The organism is Shewanella piezotolerans WP3, assembly GCF_000014885.1.
GTDB lineage: Bacteria > Pseudomonadota > Gammaproteobacteria > Enterobacterales > Shewanellaceae > Shewanella > Shewanella piezotolerans.
The window spans coordinates 2741711-2763917 of sequence record NC_011566.1 but is presented as its reverse complement, the minus strand read 5'-3'; the positions used below and the strand labels follow the sequence as shown (position 1 = coordinate 2763917).

Below are 22207 nucleotides of genomic sequence, written 5' to 3'. Positions count from 1 at the left end.
ATCATATTGCTCACACAAGTTATAAAAACAAAACACACAAGCCATTAAGGCTGCTGGAGCGTACATCTTGGTCAGTTAACAGGATGTATCGGTTATCAAAATAAGTGTCTGTTAAAAAGGAAGTGTCTGTGAGCAAAGTAGTCCCTGTAATCAAGCAAGCCGATTTAATCGAAAGCGTTGCTGATGCCCTGCAATATATCTCCTATTATCACCCAAAAGATTTCGTTGACTCAATGGCTGATGCCTATGAGCGTGAAGAAAGTGCAGCTGCTAAAGATGCGATTGCACAGATCTTGATCAATTCACGCATGTCAGCGGAAGGGAAGCGCCCACTGTGTCAGGACACGGGTATTGTTACCTGTTTTGTTAAAATCGGTATGGCTGTCCAATGGGATAAGACCGATTTGACCGTACAAGAGATGGTTGATGAAGGCGTTCGCCGCGCATACACCAACCCTGACAACCCACTTAGAGCATCAATAGTTGCAGATCCTGCTGGTGGCCGTAAAAATACTAAGGATAATACTCCGTCTGTCGTGCATGTTGAAATGGTACCAGGCGATCACGTAGAAGTTGCCATTGCTGCAAAAGGCGGTGGCTCAGAGAATAAATCCAAGATGGTGATGCTAAACCCATCAGATGATATTGCCGCTTGGGTTGAGAGAACACTGCCTACTATGGGGGCAGGCTGGTGTCCGCCGGGAATGCTTGGAATAGGCATTGGAGGAACAGCAGAGAAAGCGGCAGTAATGGCCAAAGAGTCATTGATGGACCCTGTTGATATTCACGAACTACAAGCACGCGGTGCAGAGACGACAGATGAGAAATTACGTCTAGAGATCTTTGACCGCGCTAACAAGCTAGGTATAGGTGCGCAAGGACTTGGCGGTGTCACGACTGTTTTAGACATAAAAATTAAATCGGCGCCAACTCACGCAGCATCAAAACCTGTTGTGATGATCCCTAACTGCGCCGCGACCCGCCATGTGCATTTCCATTTGGATGGTACAGGCCCTGCTGATCTCGCTCCACCATCTTTGGAAGATTGGCCTGAGATCACATGGGAGGTGGGAGAAAGTGTTCGCCGCGTTAACTTGGATACCGTGACGCAAGAAGAGATGCAGCAGTGGAAGAGCGGTGATACTGTGCTCCTTAGCGGTAAAATGTTGACCGGTCGTGATGCCGCCCATAAGCGTATTCAGAGCTTAATTGAAAGTGGCGAAGGGCTACCCGAAGGCGTAGATTTCAAAGGTAAATTTATTTACTACGTAGGCCCAGTCGATCCTGTTGGTGATGAAGTTGTTGGTCCTGCAGGTCCTACTACAGCAACTCGTATGGATAAGTTTACTGACTTGATGTTAGAGAAGACTGGACTGATGGGGATGATTGGTAAAGCTGAACGTGGTCCTGCTACCGTTGAGTCAATTAAAAACCACAAATCATGTTACTTGATGGCGGTCGGTGGTGCAGCTTATCTTGTCTCTAAAGCTATTAAGAAATCTCGAGTCGTAGCATTTGAAGACTTGGGGATGGAAGCTATTTATGAGTTTGATGTGAAAGACATGCCCGTAACCGTGGCCGTGGACTCAGAAGGCGTTAACGCTCACGATACCGGTCCAGCTATTTGGAAAGTAAAGCTTAACGGATAATGACTACCACTTAATCTGATAGCTGCTGTGGTTTATTTCGGAAGAATACAGCAGCAGTTTATAATAGGATTAAGCAAGCAGCTGTTTTGCTTGGTCAAGTAAAAGAACAGCAGTCCATTTAATGGCTTAAACGTATTGCTTAAGCCATTTATTTTGGATAGTGTGCTGTATTGCTTCAGGGATAAAGATACCGTTTAGCCTCGGTAAGACTCTTTTTAAACATAACAATAAGATAACTACGATGAAAAAAACTGCAATCATTCTGGCGTTAGCGTCAGTGGGCGCTGCATTTAGCGTTCAAGCTGCTAGCCCACAGCCTTTCAGCGTTCAACAATTAGTTAAAATTAACAAGCTCCATTCTGCTGTACTGTCTCACGACGGCACTAAAGTTGTTTATGCCGTGAAAAATGTTGATGCTGACGGTAAAGCCAGCTCAGACCTTTATATTCAAGACTTAAATTCAAATGCTGCGACAGCGAAACAAATTACTCAATTTTCAGGGACAGAGCACAGCGTCGCTTTTGGCCCAAATGACAAGAGCATCTATTTTTTAGCTGCTCGTGACGGTTCTAGTCAGCTATATCAGCTTGCACTCGACGGGGGGGAAGCAAGACAAGTCACAGACTTCCCGCTCGATGTTGAGGGTTTTAAACTTTCTAATGATGGCACTCAAGCTGTCGTCAATATGCGTGTTTTCCCTGAGTGTAAAGATTTAAACTGCTCGAAAGAGAAGTTTGAACAAGAGGCAGCTCGCTCTTCAACGGGAAGAGAATATAAGCAGTTGATGGTGAGACACTGGGATACCTGGAGTGATCATTCTAGAAGCCATCTGTTTGTCGCCAAGTTAAATGGGGAAAAAGTAACGACTGCTGTTGACGTTACTGCGGGTTTAGACACTGAAACACCACCTAAGCCTTTTTCAGGTATGGAAGAAGTGACATTCACACCAGATGGTAAGCATGTTGTTTATAGCGCAAAAGCACCAGCTAAAGACCAAGCTTGGATCACTAACTATGATTTATGGAAGGTGAGTGTCGATGGCGGTGAAGCAAAGAATCTGACTGAATCTAACAAAGCATGGGATGCACATCCGACTTACTCTGCTGATGGGCGTTATCTGGCCTACCTAGCAATGTCAAAACCCGGTTTTGAAGCTGACCGCTACCGCATCATGTTACGTGATACGGTAACAGGGCAAGAAAAAGAAGTTGCACCGATGTGGGATCGTAGTCCGCACTCTTTAGCATTTGGTAAAGATAACAAAACACTTTACGTTACGGCACAAGATATTGGACAAGTCTCAATATTTGAAGTGAACACACAATTTGGTGACGTAAAAACTATCTATAACGAAGGTAGCAACAGCGTCGTTGGCATTAATGCTGACAAGATAGTGTTCAGTAAAAAGTCTCTGGTTGAGCCCGGCGATCTTTACTCTATTAATTTAGATGGTCAAAACCTAAATAGACTTACTGAGATCAACAAAGACAAACTCGCTGAGATAAAGTTTGGTGAGTATCAACAGTTTAGCTTTAAAGGTTGGAACAATGAAGAGGTTTATGGTTACTGGATCAAACCCTCTAACTATAAAGCAGGCGAGAAATACCCGATAGCCTTCTTGGTTCATGGTGGCCCTCAGGGATCATTTGGCAACTCATTCAGTAGCCGTTGGAACGCTCAGCTTTGGGCTGGAGCAGGCTATGGTGTCGTGATGATCGATTTCCATGGTTCAACTGGTTATGGTCAAGCATTTACCGATTCAATTACTAAAGATTGGGGTGGTAAACCACTTGAAGATCTACAGAAAGGTCTCGCTGCGGTTACTAAGCAACAAAAATGGTTAGATGGCAATAAAGCCTGTGCGTTAGGCGGTTCATACGGTGGTTACATGATGAACTGGATCCAAGGTAATTGGAATGATGGCTTTAAGTGTTTAGTTAACCATGCTGGTCTATTCGATATGCGTTCTATGTACTATGTTACTGAAGAACTTTGGTTCCCTGAGTACGAATTTGGTGGCACATACGCAAAGAACAAAGAGTTGTATGAAAAGTTTAACCCAGTCAACTACGTTGATAACTGGCAGACGCCTATGTTGATCATTCATGGAGAGAAAGATTTCCGTGTTCCTTATGGCCAAGGTCTAGCGGCATTTACTTTTATGCAGCGTAAAGGGATCCCATCTGAATTACTTGTCTACCCAGATGAGAATCATTGGATCTTAAACCCAGATAACTTAGAGCAATGGTACGACAACGTTCTCGGTTGGATGGATCGTTGGACTGAGAAGTAACCGTTGAAACGAGAAGCCAGAACAAATGTTCTGGCTTTTTTTTGCAATAAAATTCACATTGATTACCACCGGAATTGGCCCACCACTTTTGATCATTAAGCAATAAAAGGATAGTTATGACCACGCTAGCGAAAACCCCAAAACCACCTTACTACTGTGTAATATTTACCTCTCGTTTATCTAACGATACAGAAGGTTATGCTGCTATGGGCACACGTATGGAAGCCCTTGCAACAACCCAAGCGGGTTTTTTAGGGATTGAGTCGGCCAGAGAGGAGCTTGGTATTACCGTCTCTTATTGGCAGTCATTGGAAGCCATTAAAGCGTGGAAACAGAACGCAGAGCATATTGAGGCGCAGCAAATGGGGAAAGCGCGCTGGTACAGTGAATTTGCGATAAGAATTAGTAAAGTCGAACGAGACTACTTTATGTAAGCCAAAGTGCGTTACTCGAGCATTAATGTTAGCAGTCTTCTGTGCGTGCTATCACTGAGTAGTCTCTTGTTTTTGTCGGTGCACTATAAACCACATGGCATCGATAGCGGCCATTTTCTATTTCGTTTAACCTAATTTTTGATACCGCAGGCACTATTGCTGTTGCTGAGTTTTCTGTGCGGGCAATGGTGATATAAAATTGTTCTTCATTCAAACCAAAAGCATTACGATAATTAGCATTAACGGTGCTCGATGAAGATAACGGTGCGATAGGATAGCCTAAACTCACATATAATCGGCTGCCACCAGCATCAATATAGTACTCGCCGACAGTGACGTCCCAATTGGGATGGTTACCACACTGGAGGCTACACCCCTCCAATTTTTCAATGTTAGCTAGGTTACTTTTAGCAAAGGCTAAGCTGTTTTGAGTAGTAATTAAAGCGGCGAGTGAGCGTACGTCAGCAACTTTCGCTGCTGAACTGGTGTTCAACATTTTAGTTGTTGCAATGATAGATAACACAGCCAATAAAACGATGACCATAACCAATTCGATTAGGGTAAATCCTGAAGCTAATTTGCACTTAAATGACATGCTGTTTCTTACAAGGTGAAAGTTGCCTGCACCCTAACGATTTAGGCTTAATGCAACAAGGTATAGGAGTAACATATTGATACATAGCTTTGGTAATTGTTAACCTAATCACATTTTTTACGCTAGCAAAAGCTGCAAAATTTAAGCCTGTTAACTCTCTAGTACTTGATTGTATTACGCTAACTATATAGTCATTAATGGAGACACTATGGACGAAATAACAGTTCAGTAAGCACTAGATTACTTTGATGAAAAATATTGAGCTGCTATTTATTCTAAAGCCTCGGTGGAGTGAGCGTGGTTTTTATCTTCCTGTTATATCGGGGGGTGTTTGTGTTGCGTGTTTTGAATTATATTGATTGTAAATTTACTAATGTTACAAACGCTTGCTGAGCTAATGATTTAGTCAGACAAATAAAAAGGCCTGCAAAATAATGCAGGCCTTTTAGAGTTAGCTCACTTTGGGGTTAAGTCCACTTCAAAAACTTAGCGAATCCAAAGACGACAGAGACTAAAATTGGTTCATGGTGTTGTCTTTACCAGACGCCTTTAGTGCTTGATCACCAGAGAAGTACTCTTTGTGATCATCACCCATATCTGAACCGGCCATATTCTGGTGTTTAACACAGGCGATGCCTTGACGGATCTCCTTACGTTGAACATTCGCCACGTAGCCCAGCATACCTTGGTCACCGAAGTACTCTTTAGCCAAGTTATCAGTAGAAAGAGCTGCAGTGTGATAGGTCGGTAGTGTAATAAGATGATGGAAAATACCTGCTTCACGTGCAGCATCTGCTTGGAAGGTTCTAATTTTTTCATCTGCTTGAATGGCAAGTTCAGTCGAATCGTAGTCAACACTCATTAGCTGGTCACGGTTGTAAGCAGAAACATCTTGTCCCGCTTCTTTCATTGCATCAAACACCTGTTGACGGAAGTTGAGTGTCCAGTTAAATGAAGGTGAGTTGTTATAAACTAATTTAGCATTTGGGATCGTTTTACGGATTTCATTGACCATGCCACCAATCTGAGAAACATGTGGTTTTTCAGTCTCAATCCACAGTAAGTCAGCACCATTTTGCAGTGAAGTAATGCAATCGAGTACACAACGTTCTTCACCTGTACCAGCGCGGAATTTAAACAGACCGTTTGGCAAGCGTGAAGGTTTCACTAACTGACCATTTTGCTGGAACACCACATCACCGTTAGCAAGATTAGCCGCATCAATTGCTTCAACTTCTAGGAAAGAGTTGTACTGCTCGCCTAAATCACCTGCTTCATTGGTGACTGCAATTTTTTGTGTTAGTCCAGCGCCTAATGAATCGGTACGCGCAACGATTACGCCGTCATCAATTCCAAGTTCTAAAAACGCATAACGGACTGCGTTAATCTTAGCTAGGAACTCCACGTGTGGTACGGTCACTTTACCGTCCTGGTGTCCACATTGCTTAACATCAGATACTTGGTTTTCAAGCTGAATACAGCAAGCACCAGCTTCAATCATCTGCTTCGCCATTAGGTACGTCGCTTCTTCGTTACCAAAACCTGCATCAATATCTGCAATGATTGGTACTACGTGAGTCTCGAAGTTATCTATTTTTGCTTGAATAGCTGGTTTGTCTGCATCGCTTGCTCCGTCGAGTTGGCGAAATAAGCCGCCAAGTTCACGAGCGTCTGCTTGACGAAGGAAAGTGTATAACTCTTTAATCAGAGAGGCCACAGAAGTCTTCTCGTGCATAGATTGGTCGGGAAGGGGACCAAACTCACTGCGCAGTGCTGCAACCATCCAGCCTGAAAGATATAGGTATCGACGTTTAGTGGTAAGCAGATGCTTTTTAATCGAAATCATTTTCTGCTGGCCAATAAAGCCATGCCAGCAGCACAAGAGATTGGGTGTACTGCGATGAGTCTTTATCGTAGTTGTCCATATCTTCGCGCATAATCTTTGCTGTATATTTAGCGATGTCTAACCCAGTTTGAAACGATTTTGTAGACGCATACGCGCTACTGATTCTGGGTTGATTGCATTCCATGCACTACCTTCTGCATTAATCAAGGTAGCGGCTTCATCGATGTTAGTTCTGTAGTTTGTCATGTGTATATTCCTTTAACAATATGATTAGCGGCGATTGATTACGTTGAAAATATTAGTTAGATTTGGTTAAATAAGTCTAATTTATAGTTTCTATTCTCGGTATTAATCTTATGAATGTCTCTCGTATTGACCTGAATTTATTAGTTTATCTGGACGTATTACTACGTGAACGAAATGTTACAAAGGCAGCGGATCAGCTTGGAATAAGCCAACCTGCGATGAGTAACGGCTTAAAAAGATTGCGCACACTATTTGATGATCCTCTACTGATCAGAACCAGCCAAGGGATGACGCCCACAGAAAGGGCGCAAGAGTTGCAGCCAACAATTAGCGAACTCATTATTGGGTTAGAAAAAGCCGTACAGCCACGAGCCAAATTCAATGCAGCTGAAAGCGAACAAGTGTTCCGTGTAATGGCAAGTGATTATGCTGAAGCGACATTAATCCCACCGCTTATTGCAAAGCTTCGTACTGAAGCGCCAAATGTGATTTTAGATATCATGACCCCAAGTGATGTGAGTTTCCCTGATGTAGAACAAGGAAGAGTCGATATGGTTATCAACCGTTTTGACAGTATTCCACAGTCATTTCATCAAAAAGTTCTTTGGAGTGATGACTTTAGTTGTTTGATTAGTAAGACTAATCCTGTATTAGAAAAGTTCTCACTTGATAGTTACCTTGAAGCGAAACATGTTTGGGTTAGTAAAACGGGAATGGGAGTCGGTGTCGGAATGAACCCTGATGACGTGCAACGATTAGGCTGGGTTGATGAGGCGTTAACTCGTATCGGAGTAAAAAGACGAATAACTGTATTTACACGACATTACCAAGCAGCCTGTTTGTTGGCAGAACAACAAGATTTGATCGCAACCATACCAAGTAAGATGGCAAGACAACATGAACAAAACGACAGAGTATGTATCGTTGCTCCGCCATTTATTATTCAGCCTATCGCACTGACCATGGCCTGGAGCCCACTGTTACAACACAACCCTGCTCATAAGTGGATGCGACAACTCATTACACAAACAGCGGATAGTTTTAGTCGCGGTAAAGTGTAACTTGAAGAATTTGCACCATAATGATGTTTTTTTACACCAAAACGTCAATTGCCATAATCGCGGTGAATACTGAGGATTGCCATTATAAATTAGATAAATGAGGCTTACTTGATATAGGCTAAAGAATATAACGCTAATTAGGTGTAGTTAGTAGATGGACGAAAGTGTTCATTAGGACTTTGCAAAGGATTAAGAGGGACAACAAATGACTCAATATATTCAAATTGGCGGTTTAAAGGTTGCTACAGAATTAGCTGAGCTGGTCAAAGCTGAGATTTGTCAAGATATTGGGATCTCGGCAGAAACTGTATGGACAAAGTTTGAAGAACTTATAGCTGAATTTGCACCTATTAACCGTCGCTTATTGGAAAAGAGAGAGCAGCTTCAACATCAACTTGATGAATGGCATGTTGGCCATAAGGGGCAAGACTTTAACTTAGAGTCGTACAAAAGTTTCTTAACTGATATCGGTTATTTAGTGCCGGAAGGGGAAACATTCTCAATCAGTACTGAAAATGTAGATACAGAAATCACTGACCAGGCAGGTCCACAACTTGTGGTGCCGGTTAAAAATGCCCGTTTTGCTCTAAACGCTGCTAATGCACGTTGGGGTAGCCTATACGATGCATTATACGGTACTGATGCGATATCAGAGTCAAATGGTGCCGAACTAACCAAAACCTATAACCCTCAACGCGGCGCTAAAGTGATCGCTTTTGCAAAGCAGCACCTTGATACGGCAGCACCACTAATTCAAGCCTCTCATGCCGATGTAACCAAATATTGGATTGAAGGTGATCAATTAAAGGTATCCCTTGAGAATGGAGTAGAAACACAACTTGCTAACCCCGAGCGCTTTGCGGGTTATAAGGGAGCGGCCAAATCACCTGAAGCAATTTTACTTAAGAACAATGGCCTACATATAGAGATCCAAATAGATGCAGTGAGTCTAATTGGCCAAAGTGATAAGGCGGGGGTCAGTGATCTTTTAGTTGAGGCAGCTGTGACTACCATTATGGATTGTGAAGACTCTGTGGCTGCGGTTGATGCTGAAGATAAAGTCGAGATCTACCGTAATTGGCTTGGTTTAATGCAAGGCAATTTGACTGCAACGCTTGCTAAAAACGGCAAAGATATTGTTCGAGAGCTTAATGATGACAGAAGCTATACCGCAGCAAATGGACAGCAATTAGTATTACCTGGTCGTAGTTTATTGTTTGTCCGTAACGTTGGTCACTTAATGACAATCAATGCAGTATTAGATCAGCATGGTGAAGAGGTTCCTGAGGGGATCTTAGATGGCATGTTTACCGTACTAGCAGCGCTACATGATATAAAAGGTCATAATAACAATCGCAGTAACAGCCGCAAGGGCTCAATTAACATAGTAAAGCCTAAGATGCATGGGCCTGAAGAGGTAAAGTTTACTTGTGAGTTGTTCACTAAAATTGAAGATGCGTTAAAGCTGGCCCGTAACACAATTAAAGTCGGCATTATGGATGAAGAGCGCCGCACAACGGTCAATCTGAAAGAGTGTATTCGTGAAGCCTCTGAAAGAGTGGTATTTATTAATACTGGATTTTTAGATAGGACTGGCGACGAGATCCACACGTCAATGCAAGCAGGTCCATTTGTTGCGAAATCTAAAATGAAACAGCAAAAGTGGATTGCAGCCTATGAAGATTGGAATGTTGATATTGGCTTGGAGTGTGGCCTGCAGGGACGTTCGCAAATTGGTAAAGGCATGTGGCCAATGCCTGATGAAATGGCTGCAATGCTTGAGCAAAAGATTGGTCATCCGTTGGCTGGTGCGAATACTGCTTGGGTTCCGTCTCCCAATGGTGCGGTTTTACATTCTACTCACTATCACAAAATTAATGTAAAGGATGTGCAGAATGAATTGCAAAATCGTGACAGAGCAAGTTTAGATGACCTACTTACCATCCCACTTATGGCAGAGCCATCTGAGCTATCCTCAGAGTTAAAGGCTTTTGAGTTGGAAAACAATGCACAAGGAATATTGGGCTATGTCGTCCGTTGGATTGACCAAGGCGTAGGTTGTTCCAAGGTACCTGATATTAATAATGTGGGATTGATGGAAGATAGGGCAACATTAAGGATCTCTTCTCAGCATTTAGCGAATTGGTTAACACACGGCATATGCACCGAAGAAGAAGTCATGACCGCGCTTAAAAAGATGGCTGCAATTGTTGATGAGCAAAACAAAGGTGATAGTCGCTACATTAATATGTCTCCTAGTTTCGATGGCATCGCATTTAAAGCGGCTTGCGATCTAGTATTTAAAGGAACCACTCAGCCTTCTGGTTACACCGAGCCTTTATTACATGCTTATCGCATAAAGGCTAAAGCTTTAGCACTTTAGTAAGCTATAGCCATCCCACTTAATCCTGCATTTTCAGATCGGATGGGTATAGAACAAAAAGCCTTAACAGCTCGCTGTTAAGGCTTCTATTTAATAGAACAGCGTATCTCTACGCTACTTATACAGATTGGTATTATTCATCGCTGTAATCATTACCGTAGTAGCTTGCTAGTAAAACCTGCTTCAGTTCTGCAATAAGTGGGTAACGAGGGTTAGCCCCAGTGCACTGATCATCAAATGCATCTTCAGCGAGTTCATCTAGTTTTGCGATGAAGTCGGCTTCGTTGACGCCTGCAGCTTGGATTGAGCTTGGAATGCCAATCTTCTCCTTGATGACATCAATTTCTTTAAGTAGAGCCTCGACTTTTTCTTCATCTGTAATGCCTTCACCGATGGTGCCTTCAAGTTTTAAGTACTCAGCTATTTTTGCATAGCGACATAATGCTTTTGGTCTATCGTATTGACTAAATGCTGCTTGCTTGGTCGGCATGTCTGTCGCGTTGAATCGAATAACATTACTAATAAGCAGCGCGTTTGCAAGACCGTGTGCTAAGTGGAACTCAGCGCCGAGCTTATGCGCCATAGAGTGACAGATACCGAGGAATGCGTTGGCAAATGCGATACCCGCAATAGTTGCGCCGTTATGTACTTTCTCTCGGGCTAATGGGGCATTGGCTCCATGCTCATAAGAATCCGGTAGATGAGTGAATAGCAGGTCTAGCGCTTGCAGAGCTTGGCCGTCACTGTATTCGTTTGCCATTACACTTACATAGGCTTCAAGTGCGTGAGTAATTGCATCAATACCGCCAAAAGCCGTTAGGGATTTCGGCATATCCATCACTAAATTAGGATCAACAATTGCCATGTTAGGCGTGAGTTCATAATCGGCAATAGGGTACTTCATCCCCGTTTTTTCGTCTGTGACCACAGCAAAAGGAGTCACTTCTGATCCCGTTCCTGACGTTGTGGGTATCGCAACCATCTTGGCTTTTTTACCCAATTTAGGGAATTTGTAGATACGTTTACGGATATCCATAAAGCGTAATGCAAGATCGGCAAAGTCGACGTCTGGATGTTCGTACATCACCCATATAATTTTTGCTGCATCCATTGGTGAACCACCACCCAGAGCGATGATGACGTCTGGTTGGAAACTGTGCGCAACTTTAGCGCCTTGCTCAACGATTTGCATCGTTGGATCAGCTTCGACATCGTAGAAGACTTCAGTTTCTAACCCTTGGCTTTTGAGGATTTTTATAGTTTCATCACAGTATCCATTGTTGAATAGATACTTATCAGTGACGATAAGCGCACGCTTCTTCTCTGAAAGTTCCTCTAAAGCAATGGGCAAACTACCACGGCGGAAGTAAATAGATGATGGAAGTTTGTGCCACAACATATTCTCAGCCCTTTTAGCGACCATTTTTTTGTTAATTAGATGACTTGGACCTACATTTTCTGAAATTGAGTTTCCACCCCAAGAACCGCAACCTAGCGTTAAAGAGGGAGCGAGTTTGAAATTGTAAAGATCGCCGATGCCGCCTTGTGATGCTGGAGTATTAATTAGAATGCGTGCAGTTTTCATTCTAAAGCCAAATGTTTTTACGCGCTCAACTTGAGTATCTTGATCGGTGTACAAGCCAGATGTATGACCAATACCGCCAAGAGTGACTAACGCTTCGGCTTTATCCATCGCATCTTCAAAATCATTTGCACGATACATGGCTAAAAGAGGCGATAATTTTTCATGAGCAAAGGCTTCTGCTTGGTCGATATTGCTGACTTCACCAATTAGCACCTTAGTACTGTGATGAACGTCTATGCCCGCCATTTTTGCGATGTTAGCGGCACTTTGTCCTACAATATCGGCGTTCAAACCACCATTTTTAAGGATAACATCTTGCATAGCTGTAGTTTCAACAGCATTAAGTACATAACCTCCATGGCTGGCAAAACGTTCTTTGACGACATCATAGATCTCATCAACAATGACAACGGCTTGCTCTGAAGCACAGACCACACCATTATCAAAGGTTTTTGACATCAATATAGAACTGACAGCGCGTTTTATATCAGCCGTTTCATCGATAACAATCGGCGTGTTTCCGGCACCAACACCAATAGCTGGTTTCCCTGAAGAGTAAGCAGCTTTGACCATACCTGGGCCGCCAGTAGCTAATATAAGGTTAATATCGGCATGGGTCATTAATTGATTTGAAAGGGCGACTGAAGGCTCATCTATCCAGCCTATAATGTCTTTGGGCGCACCAGCAGCTACAGCGGCTTCTAACACTATTTTGGCAGCTGTTGTGGTTGAGTTTTTAGCTCTTGGATGAGGAGAAAAAATAATACCATTACGCGTTTTTAGGCTGATTAATGCTTTAAATATCGCAGTAGATGTTGGATTCGTGGTGGGCACGATACCGCAGATTAATCCAACCGGTTCTGCAATCGTGATGGTACCAAAGGTAGGGTCTTCAGATAAGATCCCACAGGTTTTCTCATCCTTGTATTTGTTGTAGATATACTCAGAGGCGAAGTGGTTTTTAATGACTTTATCTTCGAGTACGCCCATTCTAGTTTCTGAAGCCGCCATTTTTGCTAGCGAGATCCGAGCATCTGCTGCAGCAAGCGCTGCTGCTCTAAAGATCACATCAACTTGTTCTTGGTTATAATCGGCAAATTGTCGTTGAGCTTCAACGACTCTGCTTACCAGATTATTGAGTTCCTGTTCGTTAGTAACTGTCATAGTGTGGGTCCTAAAAAAATTTAGCAAAATTTGATTTTGCTAACTATTCTCAGATCTAGAACTGCATCCATGGAGAAAAATTACACTCAAATGGCAGGTTTCACCGTGATCAACTACGCAAAAATGTTGCTATCTGTAATAAAATAACTATCTTAGCAACAGGGTGTTGCATTTATGTAAACAACAGCTTTAAAAATCGATTAATAAAATTTATTCAAAGTTGTGATTTCGGTTAGAAAAACTCATTTTTGGATTTCGATTAGTTGCGTTAGAGTAGCGCAACTTTTTTATTGCTTGTTATAGAGGCGCTAAGGCGCAGAGGACGAGATGTTGGATTTAACTCTTTATGTAAAGTTTTTCTTAGGGTTAATTGCGATCATCAATCCATTCGGATTGTTGCCGGTTTTTGTAAGTTTAACTAGCCATCAAACTGAAGTTGAACGTAATCAAACTGGAAAGATCGCAAATTTTGCGGTTGTTGTGATTTTGCTGGTCACTATTTTTGCTGGTCAACATATATTAAATCTGTTCAGTATCTCTCTATCCGCTTTTAGAATTGCCGGAGGTTCACTTATTTGTATTATCGCGATGTCGATGTTGCAAGGTAAATTAGGTGAGGTAAAACGTAACAAAGAGGAAGACCGTGAAGCATCTGGAATGGAGTCAGTTGCTGTAGTACCGTTAGCGTTGCCATTAATGGCAGGTCCTGGCGCAATTAGTTCGGTAATCGTTTCGGCGGCAGAGCATAATACCTTGGAAAACCTGATTGGTATGTCTATCACAGTAATTTTATTTGGTTTATTGAGTTTTTCACTGTTTAGAATGGCACCTTTGATTTTTAAAGTGCTAGGTAACACAGGTATTAACGTTATTACTCGTTTGATGGGCTTGTTGATGTTATCTATTGGTATTGAAGTCATCGGTGCTGGTATTAAAGGTTTGTTCCCTGGTGTAATGGCCTAGTCATTCCTGAATGAAACAGGCACCTTTTCGGTGCCTTTTTTGTATTCACACTCTTATAGATGATTAAACTAAAGCTCGCGGTTTAACTCAATCATTGACCCTGATTTCGGACTAAACAAGTGCTGATGCAGCCTTGCTGCAAATTCATCTGTCATTCCCGAGATATAGTCAGCAATCACTCTGTGGCAGTTTAAGCCTTGCTGTTGGGCTTCTTTCCATCGCTCTTGAGTGTTGATTGGCAATAACCTTTCTGGATCAGATATAAATGCTTCAAATAATTCCATGACTATTTGCTGGCCTTTATATTCAAGCATCTGTATTTCGGGTTTTCGGATAACGTATCGGTAAACAAATTGTTTGAGTATTTCGAGCGCTTCATCAAAAGCGGCTTCTAATGCTGCGTTATAGCGCAGCAGAGGTTCTTCAAACCTAGTATTTTCAGTAATTGATATCGCCGTTACAAATCCGTTGACTAGGGTACCAATGGCATCTTTACGAAGGTGGTGTTTACTTGAAAATAGTCGTTCCCCTATAGTAGTGAACTCATTTTTGATCCAATCATCCTTGCTTTGCTTCAGCCTATCCTCAACATCTATTAACCACTGCTCTCGGCTGACGATCCCCATGACGATGGCATCTTCAAGATCATGAACGGCATAGGCAATATCGTCGGCCAGCTCCATAATCGAACAATCGAACGATTTATATTGGGTTCTACGATGGGCGGAGCCATCAATTAGCTGATGAGAAAGAAACATCGCTTTATCAGATTCGGATAATGGCGCTAATACCCAGTCTAAGATCTCAAGATCATCATCAAATAGCCCTTTAACTGGCGGCCATTGTGAAGGCTTTAATTGTCTAAAATGATTCACATCCTTACGAGGTTGTTTTCGGTAAAGCAAACTATAAGGGGCAGGGTATTTAAGTATTCCAAGCAGTGTACGTCGACAAAGGTTCATCCCATAATATTCGGTATAGGGTTCAATTCTCGTTAGGATCCGAAACGTTTGCCCGTTGCCTTCAAAGCCTCCATGGTCACGCATCATATAATTGAGTGCCACTTCACCACCATGACCAAAGGGCGGGTGGCCAATATCGTGAGCCAGGCACAAAGATTCTATCAAGCTCATGGAATCAAGTAGTCCGTTTTGTTCTGGGTGTTTCTGTTTTAGTTGAGCACGGCATCCCGGTACCAATTTGGCTAACTTCAAGCGAATGAGGTTAATCGAGTTCGGTAGAAAGTCATTGAGGCCAATACCTAGCACCTGCGTCTTAGCTTGCAGTCGCCTAAACGCTGCTGAATGGAGTATACGAGCTCGATCTCGCTGATAGGGGCTACGATGATCGTTACGTCTGTGTTTATCTTCAATTAAACGTCTCTCATGCCAAGGTGTAATATCCATGCGCCTTCCTTCTATCAACTTATAGCAACTTATTGATATCATCCAAATCAAGAGTGAAGCTTGGGATGAAACATTCAGTGAAATAGTTTACCGCTGGATTAGGATCGTTTTTAAGACTCTGCTCTAATCGCTTCTGCGCAGTATTAAATTCAGTATTTCCAGCCCGACGCTCTTCTAGGCACTTTAGGTAAGCACAAAGTGTATCAGCTGACTTTACTAGTGTTTTATATTGGCTGTCTGCATATTCACTGGTTAACAGGGCCTGATAGTCTTCTTTAAATTCTTCAGGCACCATTTCTAGTAAACGGTGCTCAGCAATGGCCTCGATTTTTTTGTATTCAGCTTCGATCTCTTTGTTGAAGTATTTTACTGGTGTTGGAAGGTCGCCGGTAAGGATCTCGCTAGCATCATGAAAGATAGCTATCGTAGCTGCTTGGTTGGGGTCATAGTTGCCATCAAATTTTTTGTTGCTAATAATGGCAAGTGAATGGGCTACCATAGCAACTTGAAGGGAATGTTCTTGCACGTTTTCAGTTCTTACGTTGTACATAAGTGGCCAGCGTTGAATTAATTTCATTCTAGCTAAGTGGGCAAATAAATGGCTCATTCGTTTCCTTACATCATGTGAGAACCTATTGAGGTTAGCATAATCGCTTCAATAAAAAACGACCCTAGGGTCGTTTTTCAATAAAAGAATACACCACTATAGAAGCAGATATTTTACTGCTTGTAGCCATCAAGGAACTCACCAAATTCACCCAGTGCTTTGGTTAACTCATCTTTATAAGGTAAAAAGACTACTCGTAAATGATCAGGCTCTGGCCAGTTAAACGCAGTACCTTGAACCAAAAGAATCTTTTTCTCTTTTAGCAGATCAAGCACTAGCCGCTCGTCATCGCGTAAATTGAATTTTTTCTGATCGAGTTTTGCGAAAGCATAGAGGGCGCCTTTTGGTTTAACGACACTGATCCCAGGGATCTGATTTAGCATCTCAACACACGTATCTCGCTGTACGCGTAGGCGTCCTCCAGGTTGCACTAGCTCTTTTATACTTTGATAGCCACCGAGTGCAGTTTGTATGGCATGTTGATTCGGTACGTTGGCGCACAAACGCATCGATGCCAACATGTCTAAGCCTTCGATATAGCTTTTTGCTGACTTTAAATTACCAGTAAGCATCATCCAACCGACACGAAAGCCCGCAGCCCGGTATACTTTCGATAGACCATTAAAAGTGACTGTCAAAATGTCAGTCGAAAGACTTGCCGACGGAATATGCTCCGCGTCGTCGTATAAGATTTTATCGTAGATCTCATCACTAAATAAAATCATGTCGTTTTGCCTGCACAACTCGATAACTTCTAGAATCAGCTCTTTTGAATAAACGGCTCCGGTTGGATTGTTTGGATTTATCAATACAATACCGCGAGTACGTGGGGTAATTTTACTTTTTATGTCATCAATATCTGGAAACCAATCTGATTCTTCATCACAGCGATAATGTTGTGCTTTACCACCTGACAGGTGCACGGCTGCAGTCCATAGTGGGTAATCAGGCGAGGGGATAAGCACTTCATCATCACTGTTAAGTAGGCCTTGCATTGCCATTACTATTAGTTCAGATACACCGTTACCGATATAGATATCTTCGATATCGACGCCGAAAATCCCTTGGGATTGATAATGCTGAACGATCGCCTTTCTGGCTGAAAAAAGACCTTTGGATTCACAATATCCCTGAGCACTCGGCAGGTTTAAAATAACATCGCGAACGATCTCTTCAGGCGCTTCAAATCCGAAGGGGGCAGGGTTACCGATATTGAGTTTTAAGATCCGGTGACCTTCATCCTCTAATCTTCTCGCTTCTTTATGCACTGGGCCACGGATATCGTAGCAGACTGAGTCCAATTTAGTGGATTTGATAATGGGGCGCATCTATACCTCGAAAATGCTTTTAAAATGAGTCTATTGCCTCAAGGACATTATGGAATGAACAATAACTAAAATGCCCCTACAAAGATAGTATTAAATAAGGCGGTTATTAGGTAATTATTCCGCCATAAATGAGTATGTGAGTTTAATGTGGTGGTTTGTGCTGTAAGGTGGTCGCCGATTTGGTGGTATGCACTACCTTGGGGGCAGTACGCCTGTTATCTTAACTAGCGGTAATACCAATTGCATTAAAAGTTTGACCATTCAGCGGGAATTCAAAGCGCTGTAGGCAAGTAGTGGAATTTGAGCTAATAGTTATTCTATATCCAAATCCCATAGCGAAGCATACAGCGTTTTGAAACCCGCACTACGTGAGCCCCTCAGTCTTTCCACTTCTGCTTTGCATTGGCTTAAAAGGGAATAACCATTTCTTTACCAATGCGCTTTGAATTGAAAAGGCTGAGGGGCTCTGAACTGGTCAAATACTTAATGCAATTGGTATAAGACCTCACAAAATAGTAAGTGAGAACAATTTACCCCTGTATAGAGCGTAATGTAGATAATAAAAAGCCAACCGAGCGGTTGGCTTAGATGAAAAGCGTTTAAGCTTAAACGCGTTTCTTAAATTCGTTTGTGCGAGTGTCGATTTCGATCATATCGCCAGTTTTAACGAAATCTGCAACACTTAATGTGCTACCGCCAGCAATAGTCGCAGGCTTCATTACTTTACCTGAAGTATCACCACGTGCTGAAGGCTCAGTGTAGGTCACTTCACGGGTAACGATAATTGGGAGTTCTACAGAAATCGCTTTCTCTTCGTAGAAAGTCACTTGGCAAACATCTTCCATTCCATCAGTAATGTAAGCTGCTGCATCACCCAAGTTTTCAGCTTCAACATCATACTGATTGAATTCTTCGTCCATAAATACGTACATAGGATCAGCAAAGTATGAATATGTACAATCAAGGCGATCTAGAACAATAACGTCTAGCTTATCTTCACCCTTGAATGATGTTTCAGTTGTAGAGTCAAGCAATACGTTCTTTAGCTTTAACTTTACCACTGCAGCGTTACGGCCTGAGCGACTTGTTTCAGTTTTTAGCACAACCCATGGGTTGCCATCTAACATGATCACGTTACCAGGACGGACTTCATGAGCAGTTTTCATTACACAATTTCCTATTTTAGGTTTTTTCTATTTCAACGCAGTATCTTAGCTATTTTTGACGAATTGAACTAGTCGAGAAGCAAGATCTGTATCATTTAATGTGTTAATTGGCCATTGTTTGGCGTTTTTATTGAGTTCGGGCATGTTACAAGTCAAACTTTCCCATGCTTTATGCGTATCTTCTTGGTTACCTGTATTAAACGAGATATTTAATTTTTGATAAAAATGGGCAGTATTTTCGGACAAATCACTGCAGTACAAATTGAGAAACGCATCTAATTTAATCAGGTGATAATCATCTTCTTGAGGATAGATATGCCAAATAAAAGGTTTAGCCGCCCACTGGGCGCGTAAAAAAGAGTCTTCACCACGTACAATATTAAAATCACAGCTCCACAACAGCTCGTCAAAACCTTGCTGGTCAGTCATTGGTAAAATATGCAGGGTTAGCTCTCCATGTTTTATCTGTTGTCCGGGTTTAAGCTCTTCGATAGAGCAGGGCAACAAGGGCTGTAAACAATTTAAGCTGCGCCCTTTTGGTATCAGAGCGTGAATTGGCTTTTTACTCTGTATCCATAGATTGCATAGAGCTAGCAATGCTGGAGTTTCATAGCTAAAAACACTGATGACGGTATCACTACTTGCAATATCTTTAAGGCCTAGTTTGTCAAATAACTGCATGCGGTAATGTAGATGACTTTGCCATACTTTTCGTCTATCAAGAGTGCCTTTTTCACAAATTAAGCCGCCAGTCTTTTCGGTAAATCCAGGGAAATAGAAGTGCTTTTTCAAACCGTTATTTTGCATAGACGGTAGCCCATGACACCCCTCAACCCAAGATTCAGCACTGAGGTACTCAAGATTTAACCAAACTGGTGCTTTAATGTTGCTTAGATTTTTCTTAAACGCTTGATGCTGGTCATACATGATTTGCACAACATCGTCAGGTAAATTACAGGCAAATGCTTCAATGATGACATCGGGGCAGTTAAAACTGACTGGTAAAGGGTGACTCCAGAGGTTTATTTTCACACCATAGTGAACTTGGCTGGTAAGCTCTGGATCGAGAGAAGGGAGGATATGGGAGAAACTCGTTAAGTCGTCAACCCAGAGAGTGACGCTTATTGGGTATTCATTTGTAAGTTGCTTGGCCAAACGCCAAGTGACACCGATATCGCCATAGTTATCGACAACGGCACAAAAGATATCCCAGTTTGCCAAAGGCATTGCTGTTTTTACCCTACTCGTCATTACTACTTGCTACCTAAAAAGTAATTTTAAGAATACCGCAAACACAAAAAACGGCATAAATGCCGTTTTTTTTAAAGTTTAGTCATACTAATGGACTGTTAATCTTCTAATTCAGCTAAGCACATCTCTTCGTAGATCTGCTTGACCCAAGCATCAACACGCTCTTCAGTTAGCTCTGGTTGACGGTCTTCGTCAATGCCTAGTCCGACAAAATGTTTGTCATCGACTAATCCTTTAGATGCTTCAAAATCGTAGCCTTCTGTTGGCCAGTGACCGATAACGATACCGCCACGACCTTCAACAATCTCATTAACCATGCCCATCGCATCAAGGAAGTATTCAGCATAATCTTCTTGATCGCCACAACCGAAAATAGCGACTAACTTATCTTCAAAGTTAACTTGCTCAAGTTCTGGGAAAAAATCGTCCCAATCACACTGTGCTTCACCGTAATACCATGTTGGGATCCCGAAAAGAAGCAGATCATAATCTGCTATCTGTTCTTTGGTACTTTTGGCGATATCTTTCACCTCAACCATTTTTTTACCCAGTTTTTTCTGGATCATTTTGGCGACGGCTTCGGTGTTGCCTGTGTCAGACCCGAAAAAAAGACCTACTGTAGCCATTGTTGTTCCTTTAATATCTAGTTCACTTTAAGGTATTTATGCTGCAAAAGCCTTTAATTACTTACTAACTTTTGCAGTATTGATTCTATTAACTGACTGCGGCTGATGTTACTGGCCATTGCCTGTTCATTCAAGGCGTCATACAAATCTTGTGACACCTTTAACTCTATTCGCTTTAATCCATTCGCTCTGTCGCGTTGGATCTGATTTCTTTTATTAATTTTTAATTGCTGGTCCCGCGGCAGTGGGTTGCTGCGAGGACGACCACGTCGTTTTTCTGTTGCGAACAGATCAATGGTGGTTCTATCTGATGTTTCTTTTGCCATTGAGTTCGTATTTAACTGATGCCTGAGCCTTCCCAAGTCATCTGTATAATCCCTTTTGCTATAAACCCGGCGCAGCCGAGAAATAAAACTAACCAAACAATGTATCGCCCAAACTTAGGGACTTTTCCCTGCTTGAGTACATCGTGTATGGCCATACCAATAAAAAAGAAAATGGCTGCAAAAAACAGGTTTAAGCCTAGAGCTTCAATCTGTTCCATATATTGCATTAACATCTACCATTCCTTCTGGCCAAAAAAAGTGGCGCGAATATACCACATAAGTTTTAAAGCGGCTAGACGATTTACACCTTTATAGCCCAATTTAAAGCTCATTTATTGGTAATGAAATCTTTAACCATACGGTTAAAAATGCTGGCTTTTTGAGCATGTAACCAATGGCCCGTGCCCTCAATAGTCTTTGCTTTAACTGTTGGGAATTGCTCAATTATAGCGTTTCGGTGTGCCGACGTAACATAGTCTGAGTCGCCGCCTCTAATAAATAGACAAGCTCCTTGGTATGGCGATGTGAATGTTGGCCAACTAATTATGTCGCTATAGCTTTGTTTTAAGCCGGTTAAATTCATCTTCCATTTAAAACCTTGGTCACGACGCACTAGCGATTTTAAAAGAAACTGAGCGGTACCTTCATCGATATCATGCGCACGCATATGTTCGAGTGCATCGCGTCTGTCTTTAATTTGGTTCAGCGGCATACTTTCGAGCGCTTCAAATACTTTATCATGGCGACTGTTATAGGAGACGGGGGCTATATCTGCTACCACCAGCTTGTTAACCAGGCCAGGGTAAGATAGCGCTGTCGCCATCGCTATTTTACCGCCCATGGAGTGGCCAACTAAAATAGCACTGTTAACTTTTAGGGTTTCAATGAGCCGCTTGATATCTTCAGCCAACGATAGGTAGGTCATAGAGGAGACTTTCTTACTACTTCCATGGTTGGCAACATCAACTCTCACGACGGTAAAGCTATCTTCTAAACTTTTACCAAGCGCTTTAAGGTTATCGAGATCTCCAAATAATCCGTGGATAAGAATCACAACCGGTCCATTGCCATTGGTCGTATAGTGCATTTTATGTCTACCGCTAAGATCAATTGGTGCAGATTGTGCCTGTATCCATAAAATAATCCAAGTCAGGTCACAAAATTGTCATCTCTTTGGTGCATTATTAAGCGCCTAATAGGGTTAACCGTCACTCTTTCTTATGCGGATCGCAGTTTTCAATTATTGGTGCTTTATCAAGGCTCTAAACCTCGTTACAC

Annotated in this window: 17 protein-coding genes and 1 pseudogene; 6 read left to right on the top strand and 12 right to left on the bottom strand. The window is 42.2% G+C overall.

Translation table 11 applies throughout. The features are described 5' to 3' along the window. Positions 1–128 precede the first annotated feature (128 nt). The 3 genes from SWP_RS11860 to SWP_RS11850 all read left to right on the top strand — a co-directional run bounded on the left by SWP_RS11860 (position 129) and on the right by SWP_RS11850 (position 4376). Positions 129–1649, top strand: coding sequence for a fumarate hydratase (locus SWP_RS11860; protein ID WP_020912724.1), 1521 nt, complete (start codon positions 129–131; stop codon positions 1647–1649). Between the two features lie 241 nt (positions 1650–1890). Continuing rightward, the gene (locus SWP_RS11855; protein ID WP_044555877.1) at positions 1891–3942 is read left to right on the top strand and encodes a S9 family peptidase; all 2052 of its coding nucleotides are present in this window, start codon (positions 1891–1893) and stop codon (positions 3940–3942) included. 116 nt (positions 3943–4058) lie between these two features. After that, on the top strand, positions 4059–4376 hold the full coding sequence (locus tag SWP_RS11850; RefSeq protein ID WP_020912722.1) for an antibiotic biosynthesis monooxygenase family protein: 318 nt from the start codon (positions 4059–4061) through the stop codon (positions 4374–4376). Positions 4377–4404: 28 nt separating this feature from the next. Here SWP_RS11850 and SWP_RS11845 read toward each other — a convergent pair whose 3' ends face one another. Next, positions 4405–4971 (bottom strand): type II secretion system protein, encoded by a 567-nt coding sequence (locus tag SWP_RS11845; RefSeq protein ID WP_020912721.1) that lies wholly within the window; start codon positions 4969–4971, stop codon positions 4405–4407. Between the two features lie 511 nt (positions 4972–5482). Beyond that, positions 5483–7063, bottom strand: a pseudogene (locus tag SWP_RS11840) (isocitrate lyase). Positions 7064–7173: 110 nt separating this feature from the next. Here SWP_RS11840 and SWP_RS11835 point away from each other — a divergent pair. Together SWP_RS11835 and SWP_RS11830 are read left to right on the top strand one after the other, a co-directional pair. Next, positions 7174–8124 (top strand): LysR family transcriptional regulator, encoded by a 951-nt coding sequence (locus SWP_RS11835; protein WP_020912717.1) that lies wholly within the window; start codon positions 7174–7176, stop codon positions 8122–8124. A gap of 205 nt (positions 8125–8329) precedes the next feature. After that, complete coding sequence (locus SWP_RS11830) at positions 8330–10507, top strand: malate synthase G (RefSeq protein ID WP_020912716.1); 2178 nt, start codon at positions 8330–8332, stop codon at positions 10505–10507. A 133-nt stretch (positions 10508–10640) separates the two neighbouring features. Here SWP_RS11830 and adhE read toward each other — a convergent pair whose 3' ends face one another. Next, entirely contained in the window at positions 10641–13256 is a 2616-nt protein-coding gene (gene adhE, locus SWP_RS11825; RefSeq protein ID WP_020912715.1) for a bifunctional acetaldehyde-CoA/alcohol dehydrogenase, read from the bottom strand. 330 nt (positions 13257–13586) lie between these two features. On the opposite strand from adhE, the gene SWP_RS11820 reads away from it, so the two are divergent. Continuing rightward, positions 13587–14219: a YchE family NAAT transporter gene (locus SWP_RS11820; protein WP_044556409.1), complete on the top strand. Its 633-nt coding sequence runs from the start codon at positions 13587–13589 to the stop codon at positions 14217–14219. Between the two features lie 68 nt (positions 14220–14287). Here the strand turns inward: SWP_RS11820 and SWP_RS11815 are convergent, their stop codons facing one another. From SWP_RS11815 to SWP_RS11775, 9 genes are all read right to left on the bottom strand, one after another. Then, on the bottom strand, positions 14288–15625 hold the full coding sequence (locus SWP_RS11815; RefSeq protein ID WP_228371057.1) for an anti-phage deoxyguanosine triphosphatase: 1338 nt from the start codon (positions 15623–15625) through the stop codon (positions 14288–14290). A gap of 19 nt (positions 15626–15644) precedes the next feature. After that, a complete protein-coding gene (gene yfbR, locus SWP_RS11810; protein ID WP_020912712.1) occupies positions 15645–16232 on the bottom strand; it encodes a 5'-deoxynucleotidase in 588 nt (195 codons plus the stop codon). Between the two features lie 113 nt (positions 16233–16345). Further along, entirely contained in the window at positions 16346–17560 is a 1215-nt protein-coding gene (locus SWP_RS11805) for a pyridoxal phosphate-dependent aminotransferase (protein WP_020912711.1), read from the bottom strand. A 605-nt stretch (positions 17561–18165) separates the two neighbouring features. Continuing rightward, a complete protein-coding gene (gene efp, locus SWP_RS11800; protein WP_020912710.1) occupies positions 18166–18726 on the bottom strand; it encodes an elongation factor P in 561 nt (186 codons plus the stop codon). 45 nt (positions 18727–18771) lie between these two features. After that, a complete protein-coding gene (earP, locus tag SWP_RS11795) occupies positions 18772–19977 on the bottom strand; it encodes an elongation factor P maturation arginine rhamnosyltransferase EarP (protein WP_020912709.1) in 1206 nt (401 codons plus the stop codon). A 98-nt stretch (positions 19978–20075) separates the two neighbouring features. Further along, positions 20076–20603 carry a flavodoxin FldA gene (fldA, locus tag SWP_RS11790; RefSeq protein WP_020912708.1) on the bottom strand — a complete coding sequence of 176 codons (528 nt, stop codon included), beginning with the start codon at positions 20601–20603 and terminating at the stop codon, positions 20076–20078. Between the two features lie 53 nt (positions 20604–20656). Continuing rightward, positions 20657–20929, bottom strand: coding sequence for a LexA regulated protein (gene ybfE, locus SWP_RS11785; protein ID WP_044555876.1), 273 nt, complete (start codon positions 20927–20929; stop codon positions 20657–20659). Between the two features lie 11 nt (positions 20930–20940). Then, positions 20941–21162: a DUF2788 domain-containing protein gene (locus tag SWP_RS11780; RefSeq protein WP_020912706.1), complete on the bottom strand. Its 222-nt coding sequence runs from the start codon at positions 21160–21162 to the stop codon at positions 20941–20943. Positions 21163–21257: 95 nt separating this feature from the next. Beyond that, positions 21258–22016 (bottom strand): alpha/beta fold hydrolase, encoded by a 759-nt coding sequence (locus SWP_RS11775; protein WP_020912704.1) that lies wholly within the window; start codon positions 22014–22016, stop codon positions 21258–21260. Positions 22017–22207: the final 191 nt, after the last annotated feature.

Bases quoted from the DNA above. Each gene is read 5' to 3' on its own strand.
- fldA (WP_020912708.1), bottom strand. From the start codon at position 20,603: ATGGCTACAGTAGGTCTTTTTTTCGGGTCTGACACAGGCAACACCGAA.
- SWP_RS11855 (WP_044555877.1), top strand. From the start codon at position 1,891: ATGAAAAAAACTGCAATCATTCTGGCGTTAGCGTCAGTGGGCGCTGCA.
- SWP_RS11815 (WP_228371057.1), bottom strand. From the start codon at position 15,625: ATGGATATTACACCTTGGCATGAGAGACGTTTAATTGAAGATAAACAC.
- adhE (WP_020912715.1), bottom strand. From the start codon at position 13,256: ATGACAGTTACTAACGAACAGGAACTCAATAATCTGGTAAGCAGAGTC.
- SWP_RS11835 (WP_020912717.1), top strand. From the start codon at position 7,174: ATGAATGTCTCTCGTATTGACCTGAATTTATTAGTTTATCTGGACGTA.
- earP (WP_020912709.1), bottom strand. From the start codon at position 19,977: ATGACGAGTAGGGTAAAAACAGCAATGCCTTTGGCAAACTGGGATATC.
- efp (WP_020912710.1), bottom strand. From the start codon at position 18,726: ATGAAAACTGCTCATGAAGTCCGTCCTGGTAACGTGATCATGTTAGAT.
- SWP_RS11830 (WP_020912716.1), top strand. From the start codon at position 8,330: ATGACTCAATATATTCAAATTGGCGGTTTAAAGGTTGCTACAGAATTA.
- yfbR (WP_020912712.1), bottom strand. From the start codon at position 16,232: ATGAGCCATTTATTTGCCCACTTAGCTAGAATGAAATTAATTCAACGC.
- ybfE (WP_044555876.1), bottom strand. From the start codon at position 20,929: ATGGCAAAAGAAACATCAGATAGAACCACCATTGATCTGTTCGCAACA.
- SWP_RS11775 (WP_020912704.1), bottom strand. From the start codon at position 22,016: ATGCACTATACGACCAATGGCAATGGACCGGTTGTGATTCTTATCCAC.
- SWP_RS11780 (WP_020912706.1), bottom strand. From the start codon at position 21,162: ATGTTAATGCAATATATGGAACAGATTGAAGCTCTAGGCTTAAACCTG.
- SWP_RS11805 (WP_020912711.1), bottom strand. From the start codon at position 17,560: ATGCGCCCCATTATCAAATCCACTAAATTGGACTCAGTCTGCTACGAT.
- SWP_RS11845 (WP_020912721.1), bottom strand. From the start codon at position 4,971: ATGTCATTTAAGTGCAAATTAGCTTCAGGATTTACCCTAATCGAATTG.
- SWP_RS11850 (WP_020912722.1), top strand. From the start codon at position 4,059: ATGACCACGCTAGCGAAAACCCCAAAACCACCTTACTACTGTGTAATA.